We start from the raw sequence: 11,164 nt of genomic DNA, 5'->3' as shown, positions 1-11,164 counted from the left end.
CCAGTCTCTCAAAACCACTCCGGGTGAACACCCGCAACAACCTATTGAAGCTTCACACCTAGCTATCGCGGGCCAGAGGGTCGTGCGAAGGGATCATCAACTTTTGTGATGGCCGCGCATCAGCAATCGGTATTTGTTGTGCGGCGGCGTTGCCTGCGACAGTTCTCCCGACGGTGCACAGGCACCTGCCACAAGGAGACAACTTGCCCTCACTCTCACCCGAGATCGCCAATGTTGGCGAACTCGCATCCCGCGCCGCCCGCCTGCATGCCCGGCAGATCGCGGTGACCACGCCGCAGCGCGCCTGCACCTACGAACAGCTCGACCGTCGCGCGAACCGCCTGGCCAATGCCCTGCGCGGGCTGGGCCTACAGCGCGGCGACCGTGTCGGCGTGTACCTGCCCAACTGCATCGAGATCGTCGAGCTGGAACTGGCTTGCTACAAGGCCGCGCTCGTGAAGGCACCGATGAACGCGCGGCTCGCCCCCGTCGAGGTGACCGAGGTCATCGCGAACAGCGACGCCGCGCTGATCGTCACCACCGCCGCGCGCGCCGAGACCTTTCTGCCGCTGCTGAAGGGCGCGGCCCCGAAGCTGCTGCTGCTCGATGCGGCCGAAGGTACGCCCGCTTCCTACGAAGGCCAGCTGGCCCTCGCAAGCGACGCCTTCACCTCGGAGCGCGTGCGTGCCGACGAGCTGGCCGTGCTGCACTACACCTCCGGCTCCAGCGGCGTGCTCAAGGCCGCGATGCAGACCTTCGGCAACCGGCTGGCCCAGTTGCGCAAGTTCCTGTCGCGCAGCGAAGGCCTGCGTCCCGGCGACCTGCTGGGGCTGGTGGGGCCGATCACGCACGCCTCGGGCATGCAGATCGTGCCGGCGCTGTGCAGTGGCGCGACCATCCGCCTGTTCACCGGCTTCGAGCCCGGGCGCTTCCTCGACGACATGAAGAAGGAGCGCGTGACCCACACCTTCATGGTGCCCACCATGATCAACATGCTGCTGGCCGAGCTGCAGGGCCGCTACCGCCCGCTGCCCGATCTGCATCGCCTGGGCTACGGCGCCGCGCCGATGGCGCCCGCGCGGATCATGCAGGCGATGGATGTGTTCGGCCCGGTGCTCTCGCAAGGCTACGGCGCGGGCGAGACCACCTCGGGCGTGTGCGGCCTCTCGGTGGAAGACCACCTGTTCGCGCGCGCCGCCATGCCCGAGCGGCTGGCCTCGTGCGGCCGGCCGTTCCTCGAGTCGCTGGTGGAGATCGTCGACGACGAGGGCCAGCCGGTCGCGCCTGGCGAAGTGGGAGAGATCGTGGTGAGCGGCGAGGACGTGTTCGCCGGCTACTGGCGCGCGCCCGAGCTCACGGCCGAGGTGCTCAAGGACGGCCGCTACCACACGGGTGACCTCGCGCGCGCCGACGACGAGGGCTACATCTACATCGTCGATCGCAAGAAGGACATGGTCATCAGCGGCGGCTTCAACGTGTACCCGTCGGAGGTCGAGGCCGTGCTGTACCAGCACGCGGCCGTGGCCGAGGCCTGCGTGTTCAGCGTGCCTGACGACAAGTGGGGTGAGGCCGTGGCCGCGCACATCGTGCTGAAGCCGGGCGCCTCGCCCGACACGGCCGGGCTCGACGACTTCTGCGCCGCACGCCTCGCGGGCTTCAAGCGGCCGCGCCGCATCGAGTTCGTCGAGTCGCTGCTGAAGAACGCCAACGGCAAGGTCGCACGCAAGGCGATCCAGACGCCGTACTGGGCCGGCCAGGCGCGGCGCGTCAACTGAAAGAGAACGACATGGACACCACGCTGACACCTTCCGCCGCAGCCACCGAGGCCTCGGCGATCCGCGCGCCGCTGTTCGACGGCCCCTTCGAGGGTTCGCCGCGCGCGGCCGGGCTGATCGCCCGCATCGGTGACTTCCTGAACGGCGAACTGGCCGACCTGGTGCGCGAGAAAGGCATCGATCACGAGCATGCGCCCGACAAGGAAACGCTGCGCCACGTCTGGCGCCGTTCGCACGCGATGGGCTTCTACGGCATGACGCTGCCCCAGGCCATGGGCGGGCTCGGCCTGTCGCTGCTCGACCATGTGCTGGTAAAGGAATCGATCTACGCGAGCGGCTCGCCGCTCGCGCCGCATGTGTTCGGCGAACTCAGCGGGCCGCCGCGCGTGGGTGCGCTCGCCAAGTTCGCCACGCCGCAGCAGCTGGCGAACTTCATCCGGCCCGTGGCGCAGGCGGAGAAAGCGATCTGCTTTGCGCTCACCGAGGCCGAGGCCGGCTCCGATGCCGGGGCGGTGCAGACGACGGCGCGGCGCGAGGGCGACGTGTACGTGCTCGACGGGCGCAAGCGCTTCATCTCGGGCTCGCCCTTTGCCGACTTCGCGGTGCTCATGGCGTCCACCTCGGACGACCCGGCGCGCCGCGAGGTGACGGCCTTCTTCGTCGACCTCACGCAGCCGGGCGTCGAGGTGCAATCGGGCTACAAGACCATGGCCGGCCAGTCGACCACCGGCGACATCGTCCTTACCGGCTGCCGCGTGCCGGCCGCGAACCTCATCGGCGAACCGGGCAAGGGGCTGGCGCTGGCGCTGGGCCGCATCACGGTCAACCGGCTGCTGCATTGCCCCGGCATGGTGGGGCTGGCGACCGTGGCACTGAAGGATGCACGCGACTACGCGCGCACGCGCCGCCAGTTCGGCCGCGCCATCGCGCAGTTCCAGGCGATCCAGCATTCGCTGGCCGACATGGCGACGCAGCTGTGCGCGGCGCGTGCGCTGATGCTGTCGACCGCGCGGCAGATCGACGCCGGCGGCGATCCACGTGCCGAGGCCTCGATGGCCAAGCTGTTCTGCTCGGAGGCCGCGTTCCGCGTGGCCGATGCAGCGGTGCAGATCCACGGCGGCGAAGGCATCGTGCAGGGGCGGCGCGTGGAGTTCCTGTTCCGCATGCTGCGCATGTACCGCGTGCTCACGGGCACCAGCGAAATCCAGAAGAACATCATCGCGCGCGAGCTGATCGGCGACGCAGCCTGAGACCGAACCAGACCATCCGGAGACAAGACAAGCCATGACGCTCATCAATGCCCATCGCCGCGCGCTGTGCGGCGCGATCGCTGCCTCGGCCCTGCTGCCAGCCATTGCTCGCGCAGCCGGCGCCGCCACCCCCGCCGCCTGGCGGCCGACCCGCCCCGTCAAGTGGATCGTGCCGTACCTCGCCGGCACCGGCCCGGACAACGGCGCGCGCATCCTCGCGGAAGCGGTCGGTCCCTTGCTGGGGCAGCCCGTCATCATCGAGAACCGCGGCGGCGCGGCCGGCAACATCGGCGCGCGCCAGGTCGCGCGCGCCGCGCCCGACGGCTACACCTGGATCTACTCGGCCGCGCCCATGGCCGCCAACATGCGCATGCAGCAGAACCCGGGCTACGACGCCGTGAAGGACTTCCGCCACATCATGCGGCTCACCAACTCCGACGTGCTGCTGGTGGTGAACCCGGCCTCGGGCATCCAGACGCTGCAGGAGCTGGTGGCGCGTGCAAAAGCAAACCCCGGCAAGCTCGACTACGCCTCGGGCGGCGTCGGCACGCCCTCCCACCTGGGCGTGGAGCTGTTCCTGCACGCAGCGGGCGCGCAGGCCACGCACGTGCCGTACAAGGGTGCATCGGAACTCGTCAACGCCGTGCTGGGCAACCAGGTGAGCTTCGGCATGCCGATCTTCTCGGTGGCGTTTCCGCACGTGCAGGGCGGCAAGTTGCGCGCACTCGGCGTGGCCGGCAGCAAGCGCAACGCGTCCTTGCCGCAGGTGCAGACGCTGGCCGAACTGGGCTTGCGCGGTGTGGAACTCACGTCGTGGGGCGGCGTCTCGGTGCCGGCAGGCACGCCCGACGCCATCGCTGCGCGGCTTTACGAAGTGTTCAGCCAGGCGCTGAAGCAGCCGGCCGTGATCACTGCGCTGACCGAGCTGGGCAGCGAGGTGAGCCCCTCGACACCCGAGGCCTACGTGCAGGCCTTCGCGAGCGAGATCGAACTCACCGAACGGATGATGAAGACCGCGAAGCTGCAGCCTTTGTAAGGCTCAGAGCACGAACCAGCCGACGGCCACGTAGTGGCTCGCGGTGCCCGCCAGCACGAACAGGTGCCAGGCGCCGTGCGCGTGGCGCAGCCCCAGCCGGTTGCGATAGAACACCGTGCCCACCGTGTAGAGCACGCCGCCCGCGACCAGCCACGCCAGCCCCGTGGCGTGCAGCTTGGCCGCCAGCGGCGCGGCGGCCAGCACGCCGAGCCAGCCCATGCCGATGTACAGCGGCAGCGAGGGCTTCTTTTCTGCGCCGACGCTTGCGGGTTTCAGTTCGCGCCAGATGCCGAAGCACGCCGCGCTCCAGATCGCCGCGAGCAGCAGCCAGCCCCACGGGCCTTGCAGCGTGACGAGCGCGAAGGGCGTGTAGGTGCCCGCGATGAGCAGGAAGATCGCGCAGTGGTCGGCGCGCTCCCACAGGCGTTTGCTGCGCCCGCGCGTGCTGTGAAAGAGCGTCGAGGCCGCGTACAGCGCCACGGCCGACAGCGAGAACACCAGGCCTCCCGCGATGCGCGCCGGATCGCCGGTGGGCAGTGTCTTGGCGAGCAGCAATGCGGCCGCCGGCAGCGCGAGCAGCAGGCCGAACAGGTGGCTGTAGCCGTTGAGTCGTTCGCCGGGGTACATGGATTGGAATGAAAGAGAGGGCGTCGGGCGCACGCGGATGCTAGAGAGCGGCCGTGACTGCGCCGTGACCGGGCAACCTCTCTGAATCTCTGTTTCAACTGTGTACATCCGGCGGCCGGATGCGTTCCCGATACCCATCGGCCGAGCAGATGGGCGCGCGGCCGGGCGACTTCGCGAAGCTGCAGGCGCTGGCAGGAACGGCCAACTAACCGGCGCGCTGCCGGTAGCCACGCGGTGTGCTGCCGGTCCACGTGCGAAAGGCACGGTGAAAGGCCGGCGTGTTGTCGAAGCCGACCGAGGCCGCGATGCGGTCGATCGGCTCGCGCGTCTTCACGAGGCGCTGGATCGCGAGGTCGCGCCGCACTTCTTCCTTCAGCGCGCGAAAGCTCGTGCCCTCGGCCGCGAGCTGGCGCGACAGCGCGCGCGCCGACATGTGCACCGCCCGCGCCGCCGCGCCCAGCGTGGCGTCCGAGGCGAGGTGCGCGGCGACGAACTCGCGCACCGTGGCGCTGGTGGTGTCGTGGTCGAAGGTGACGAAGATCCAGTCGTCGGGCGCGCGGCGCACGAAGTCCAGCAGCTCGGCGCGCGTGCGCTGGAAGGTCTGGCGCAGGACCGGTTCGGCAAAACGCACGGACGAGGTGTCCTGCTCGAACTGCAGCGGGCCGGGGAACAGGTTGGCGTACTCGTCGAAGCGCGCCGGGCGCGGGAACGCAAAGCCGACGCCCAGCACCGGCAGCTGCCGCCCCATGAGCCACGAGGCCACGCCGTGGATCAGCTTGACCATCAGCGCATGGCCGAAGGGCGTGGTGGGCCGCGCGGCGGCTTCCGGGTGTGGCGCGATGGTGATCGTGGCCACGCCATGGGCGCGCGTCATGCGCAGGCGGTGGTCGTCCAGCAGCAGGTTCCAGAAGCGCGTGAAGCGGTACATGGCGACCATGAGCGAGGGCGCGTCGAGCAGGCTGAGCCCGAGGTACTTGAGCGCGCCCGCGCGGATCGGTCGCGACCACAGGCCCAGCATCTCGTCGCCCATGAAGAGCGACACGCACTCGTACATGCGCACGAACTGCTCGCGCGTGACGCGCGCGCCTTCCTGGCGCAGCAGCTGCGGCGAGATGCCGGCCTGCGCGGCCAGCGCGTCGATGTCCCGCGGGCTGAGCTGGCGACGTGCACCGCTCAGCAGGTGCTGCAGGAAGCTGACGGCGACGGTGGCGCGCTCGGGTGGCATTACGGGAAGAACGGTTGGCGGATTCTGCAAATGAACGGGCGTGATCTGCAAGCAATGGCGCCGCGCCCAGGGCTATCGTAGCCCTGAAGCGCCACATGTCCGTGGCGGAACCCGCAATAACCAAGGAGCCCTGCCGTGATCGAACGGAACGTCACCCTGCACATGGACGAAGAGGTCGCCGTCGTGACCCTGAACCGTCCCGCCAAGCGCAACGCGATCGACGAGGCCACGCTGGCCGCGCTGGACGCCGTGTTCTCCGCACTGCCGCGCGAGGCCAAGGCCGTGGTGCTGACCGGCGCGGGGCCGCATTTCTGTGCCGGGCTCGACCTCAAGGAGCATCACGACAAGGAGCGCACGGCGGTCGACTTCATGCGCGTGTGCCAGCGCTGGCACAGCACCTTCGACAAGATCCAGTACGGCGGCATTCCGGTGGTCGCGGCGCTGCACGGCGCGGTGGTCGGCGGCGGACTCGAACTGGCGGCGGCCACGCACGTGCGCGTGGCCGACCCGTCGACCTACTTCGCACTGCCCGAAGGGCAGAAAGGCATCTTCACCGGCGGCGGCGCCACGGTGCGCGTGGCGCGCATCATCACGCCGGGGCGCATGGTCGAGATGATGCTCACCGGCCGCGTGCTCGACGCCCGCGCCGGCAAGACGCTGGGCCTGGCGCACGAGATCGCCGCGCCCGGCGAGAGCCTGCGTGCCGCGATGGTGCTGGCCAAGCGCGTGGCGAAGAACGCGGCGCTGTCGAACTACGCGATGGTGACGTCGATCAGCCGCATCGCCGACATGTCCGCCACCGATGGCATGTTTGCCGAGTCGCTGATGGCGGCGGTGGTGCAGACCGGCGGGGAAGTGCAGACGCGGCTGGGGGCGTTCGTCGACAAGTCGCTCGCGAAGGTCACGCCTGAGCAAGTGGTGGGCTGAAGCCCGGCATCAAACGTCGAAGGCGCGCTGCAGTTCGATCGACAGCATGCCGGCCAGCGCCTCGCGCTGCGGCGCGGGGCGCCAGAAGCTGCGCGTGAGGGCGCCGGTCGATTCCCATTCGGGATGGTTGCGCGCAGGCTGCACGGCACGCACGGCGCCGGCGGCGGCGCGCATGAGCGTGTCGTCCTCGGCCGCCGACGGGGCCTCGGCCCGGATGCGCTCGACGGCCGCATGGCCGCGCCGTTCCAGCGCCTGTGCAAGCTGCAGCTGCCACGCCGCGAGCGTGAAGAGCACGCTGTCTTCGACCGTGAGCTCGTGCATGTCGCGCAGCTTGTTGGCCAGCTTGCGCCCCAGCGGGCCCCAGCCCTGCGACACCGCGCCGCCGATGGCGCCGCCCAATGCTGCGCCGGCGCCCAATGACAGGCCCGCCACCGCGAGGTCGGCCACCACGCCCACGGCGGCGCCGATGACCGCGCCCTTGCCCAGGCGCAGGCCCGCGTCCTTCATCGCCTCGGGGTTGAAGAAGTCGAGCGTCCAGCGGCCTTCGATGATCGGTAGCGGTGCCTCGTCGGCGTCGTCCTGGCGAAAGCCGTAGAGCGCGAGCAGGTCATCGGTGCAGCGCTGGGCCTTGTCGAACACGTCCTTCTGCACGCCAGCGATGAGTGCCTGCCGGCGCGTGGCGTCGGCGAACTCGGCGGCGGGCACGGTGCGGCGGATCGATGCGGCATCGACCAGCAGGTCCGCGATGCGCGTGCAGGCCGACTGCCGGCGCGCGCCGGCCTCGGCGTCGAGGGCGTCGACCACCCCGCGCAGCACGTCGCGACGGTCGCGCAGCAGCGTGGCGAGGTCGTTGTAGAGGTCGTGCTCGGCGCCCACGAACGGTGCCGCCGCATCGAAGCGCACCTGCACATGCAGGCCGTAGGCCGAGAGCAGCTCTTTCCAGGCCGGCTCGCGGCTGGCGGCGTCGCGCACGAAGTTGAGCACCGGCAGCACCGGGCGCGCGCAGGAGTTCAGCAACTCGATCTCGTCGCGGAACTTGGGCAGCACCGGCTCGCGCACGTCGATCACGAGAAAGGCCGCGTCGATGTCGAGCATCGCGCGCAGCACCTTGGCCTCCTGCTCGAACACGCCGTGCGCCTCGGGGCCCTGCAGGAAGCGGCGGATGCGTTCGGGCGGCGTGTCCTGTGCGGCGGCATCGAGGCCGGCCAGATGCTCGCGCAATGCGACCGCGTCTTCGAGGCCCGGCGTGTCGAAGAAGCGCACGGCCGGCTGGCCGTTCACCTCGAGATCGACCGACTCGACATGGCGCGTGGTGCCCGGGCGCTGCGACACCTCGCCGAAAGTCACGCGCCGCGTGAGCGTGCGCAGCAGCGACGTCTTGCCCGCGTTGGTGTGGCCGACGACGGCGATGCGGATCGGGGACGTCATGCGGTGGCGGTGCCTTCCTGGAAGACGGCATCGAGTTGGTCGCTCGCCACGATGTGGGCGAGCCCGGCGTCGCGCAGCCAGTCGCGCCAGCGTTGGGTGGCGGCGGCGTTCGGCGCATCGGCCAGCCAGAGGCGGCATTCACCGCAATGCATCAGCACCTCGCGCAGGAAGCGCTCGGTGCCGCGGTCGGGGCTCGACGCGGCATGGCAGACCAGCAGCACGCTGCGCGGGTGAGCCTGCGCGAGCTGGTCGAGCAGCGCACGGCGCGCCGGGGCGCTGCCGTCGATGCGATGGACCTGTGCGGCCGATGCCGGCAAGCCGGCGGGCGGCCAGGGCACGTCGGGCGGCAGTTCGAAGCCGACGACGAACAGGCCATCGTGCTGCTCGGAAGCCGGCAGGCCGGCGGGCGCCGCGGGGTGTGCGCGGCCCGGGTCGGCATCGACGATGGCGGGCGGCGCCAGCGCGGCGAAGCGGGCCAGCAGCTTGCGGTAGTAGGGCGCCTGCCAGTCGGGCTGAAGGGCTGGGCGGCGGTGGCGGCAGACAGCGGCGCTCAGCAGCACCAGCGCCAGGCGCGGCAGCAGGCCGTAGACCGCGATGCAGCCGGTGAGCCACAGTGCCCAGGTGCGTTGGGCAGATGCGACTGGGGCGGCGGATTGCACCGTGGCCGCATCGGGCACGGGAAAGCCGAACTGCGCCGGCAGCCAACCCAGCGCCTGCACCACGCGCACGAAAAAAGCCGGTTCGAGGATCGTCGTTTCCCAGCTCAGCGTGTAGCTGCGAAAGGCAAGGGCGAACAGCATCGCTGCCAGCACCACGGCGAACGACAGCGCCCAGATGCCATGGCTCACGAGTCCGAAGGCCCACGGCAGCAGGCGCGCGCGCGTGAGCAGTCCCGTGGCTGCGCGCACCAGCAGCGGCGCCTGCCCGCGCTGGCCACCCGCCACGCGCGCCGTGAGCGTCAGCCACAGCCAGCCCAGCGAGGCTGTGCCGAAAGTGCCCGAGGGCAGCCACAGGCCGACCAGCCACAACAGCAACGTGAGCGCGTGCAGGCCCAACAGACTGACGAGCGCGACGATCACGTTGATGTGGCGGTCGTTGACGCCGATCACCTGACCCGCGAGGCCCAGCCCTGCGATCACGACCAACGCCACCAATGCCATCAGCACCCACGGTGCCCATTGACGGCCGCGTGCGAGCTCAGCCTGCAGGCCCATGCGCTCGCCCAATTGGTGGGCGCGTTCAATGATTCGGGAGTGGCCGTCGGCGCTGCGCGAGGTTGCGGTGCGCAGGGCCGACGCGTCGTCGAGCGGCCCGTGCTGTTCGGTCCATCGGACCGCTTCGGTGATCACCGCATCCGGAAAAGCAGGCTCGCGCAGTGCGGTGGTGGTCAACAGAGTCCCTTCTTCTTCGCCAATGACGCCCCGGCGCAGGAAAGCAGGGGCGGGGCGCGCAAATTATGCCCGGCGCATGACGAGGCCCGTCCACGGACAACGGGGCCGCGAACGGCCCCGTTGCGCTGCGCGTGCAGCCAGAAGAAAGGACGCGCGGTCGGTGGTTTTCAGCGCAGGCCGAAGAACGACAGCACGGCCACGACGACCACGACCAGACCGACGATGTAGATGATGGAATTCACGCGAGGGCTCCTTGTGGTTGGCGATGACCCAGCATCGGGCGCCCGCCGGCGCGCGGGTGTCGGCGGGGGGCGGCGCGTGCTGTAGGACTTGCGAAGCGCGAGAGCGGCGACAAATGCCCGGTGAGCGCGTCGCCTGGTGAGTGCGTGGCGCTGTCTAACTTTGCTTCGGCGGCAGCGCCTGCTCGAGCAGCCACAGCATGGCGGCCCGCACCTTGCCGGCATCGGCGCCGGCATCGATTTCCAGGGCCGCGCGGTCGAAGGCAGCCGACAGCAGGCGGGCGAGGGCGTCGAGCGACACCTCGCCGCGTCCCATCCCGGCGCGCGCCAGCCCCTGGCGCAATGAATTTGCCGATGTGGCGTCGTCCATCGACATCATTTCAGCCATGCCCAGCACGGCCGGCCCGTCGATCAGCAGCAGCCGGGTGCGGCCTGGCACCGTCATCGCTTTCAGATAGGTCTCGCTGCCCAGGAGCAGGGCTTCGCGCGGGCCGAGCTCGTCCGGCGTGGCCGCGTCGATGTCGGCCGCGACCGCCTGCGCCTCGCGCAGCAGCACCTGGCGGAACAGGTCGCGCTTGTCGTTGAAGTGGTGGTACAGCGCGCCACGCGTGATGCCGGCGGCCATGGCGATCTCGGGCGTCGAGGTGTCGCCGTAGCCCTTGCCGACGAAGAGCGTGCGGGCCGCCTCGGTCAGCGCGAGGCGGGTGGTTTCGGTGCGTTCGCGGTTGGTGCGTGACGGGGTTTTGGCCATGCCCCTAATTTACATGCAGTCTGTTTGTAGATTAATATTTAACTTACAGTCAGTTTGTATGTTTTATCCACGAAGGAGCCACCCCATGAAAGTGACAAGCTATTACCCGGTGATCATGACCAACGACGTGGCCGGCACCGCGGCCTTCTACCAGGCGCATTTCGGGTTTGCGTCGCTGTTCACGACCGACTGGTATGTGCACCTGCAGCTGACGGACGATGCCTCGGTGAACCTTGCCGTGCTCGACGGCGCGCACCAGACCATTCCCGTCGAAGCGCGCGGACAGGTGGCAGGCGGGCTGCTGCTGAACTTCGAAGTGGACGACCCCGACGCGGTGCACGAGCGGCTGAAGGCGGCCGGCCTGCCGATCCTGCTGTCGCTGCGCGACGAGGCCTTCGGCCAGCGCCACTTCATCACGCGCGACCCGAACGGCGTGCTGATCGACATCATCAAGCCGATCCCGCCGTCGGGTGAATTCGCCGCACAGTACGAGGCCGGCGCGTTGCCGACCTGAG

Annotated in this window: 10 protein-coding genes; 5 read left to right on the top strand and 5 right to left on the bottom strand. The window is 69.7% G+C overall.

The features are described 5' to 3' along the window. Positions 1-203 precede the first annotated feature (203 nt). The 3 genes from ASD34_RS22630 to ASD34_RS22620 are packed head-to-tail and all read left to right on the top strand — an operon-like array spanning position 204 to position 4,061. On the top strand, positions 204-1,775 hold the full coding sequence (locus ASD34_RS22630) for an AMP-binding protein (RefSeq protein ID WP_235510165.1): 1,572 nt from the start codon (positions 204-206) through the stop codon (positions 1,773-1,775). An 11-nt stretch (positions 1,776-1,786) separates the two neighbouring features. Further along, the gene (locus tag ASD34_RS22625) at positions 1,787-3,025 is read left to right on the top strand and encodes an acyl-CoA dehydrogenase family protein (RefSeq protein WP_056582304.1); all 1,239 of its coding nucleotides are present in this window, start codon (positions 1,787-1,789) and stop codon (positions 3,023-3,025) included. A 34-nt stretch (positions 3,026-3,059) separates the two neighbouring features. Beyond that, positions 3,060-4,061, top strand: coding sequence for a tripartite tricarboxylate transporter substrate binding protein (locus ASD34_RS22620; RefSeq protein WP_056582302.1), 1,002 nt, complete (start codon positions 3,060-3,062; stop codon positions 4,059-4,061). Between the two features lie 3 nt (positions 4,062-4,064). Here the strand turns inward: ASD34_RS22620 and trhA are convergent, their stop codons facing one another. Together trhA and ASD34_RS22610 are read right to left on the bottom strand one after the other, a co-directional pair. Next, the gene (trhA, locus tag ASD34_RS22615; RefSeq protein WP_056582299.1) at positions 4,065-4,688 is read right to left on the bottom strand and encodes a PAQR family membrane homeostasis protein TrhA; all 624 of its coding nucleotides are present in this window, start codon (positions 4,686-4,688) and stop codon (positions 4,065-4,067) included. A gap of 205 nt (positions 4,689-4,893) precedes the next feature. Next, on the bottom strand, positions 4,894-5,913 hold the full coding sequence (locus ASD34_RS22610; RefSeq protein ID WP_056582297.1) for an AraC family transcriptional regulator: 1,020 nt from the start codon (positions 5,911-5,913) through the stop codon (positions 4,894-4,896). A gap of 135 nt (positions 5,914-6,048) precedes the next feature. Here ASD34_RS22610 and ASD34_RS22605 point away from each other — a divergent pair, with 135 nt between their 5' ends. Beyond that, on the top strand, positions 6,049-6,840 hold the full coding sequence (locus tag ASD34_RS22605; protein ID WP_268810582.1) for a crotonase/enoyl-CoA hydratase family protein: 792 nt from the start codon (positions 6,049-6,051) through the stop codon (positions 6,838-6,840). Between the two features lie 9 nt (positions 6,841-6,849). Here the strand turns inward: ASD34_RS22605 and ASD34_RS22600 are convergent, their stop codons facing one another. The 3 genes from ASD34_RS22600 to ASD34_RS22590 form a co-directional block, all read right to left on the bottom strand. Beyond that, positions 6,850-8,268 (bottom strand): GTPase/DUF3482 domain-containing protein, encoded by a 1,419-nt coding sequence (locus ASD34_RS22600; RefSeq protein WP_056582295.1) that lies wholly within the window; start codon positions 8,266-8,268, stop codon positions 6,850-6,852. After that, a complete protein-coding gene (locus ASD34_RS22595; protein ID WP_056582294.1) occupies positions 8,265-9,659 on the bottom strand; it encodes a DUF2868 domain-containing protein in 1,395 nt (464 codons plus the stop codon). Before ASD34_RS22595 ends, ASD34_RS22600 begins: the two co-directional genes overlap by 4 nt. Positions 9,660-10,055: 396 nt before the next feature. Then, entirely contained in the window at positions 10,056-10,649 is a 594-nt protein-coding gene (locus ASD34_RS22590; RefSeq protein WP_056582292.1) for a TetR/AcrR family transcriptional regulator, read from the bottom strand. An 85-nt stretch (positions 10,650-10,734) separates the two neighbouring features. On the opposite strand from ASD34_RS22590, the gene ASD34_RS22585 reads away from it, so the two are divergent. Next, on the top strand, positions 10,735-11,163 hold the full coding sequence (locus ASD34_RS22585; RefSeq protein WP_056582290.1) for a VOC family protein: 429 nt from the start codon (positions 10,735-10,737) through the stop codon (positions 11,161-11,163). The last annotated feature ends 1 nt before the right edge of the window (position 11,164 follow it).

The organism is Variovorax sp. Root473 (genome assembly GCF_001426505.1).
Lineage (GTDB): Bacteria > Pseudomonadota > Gammaproteobacteria > Burkholderiales > Burkholderiaceae_C > Variovorax.
This window is presented reverse-complemented; position numbering and strand designations above follow the sequence as displayed.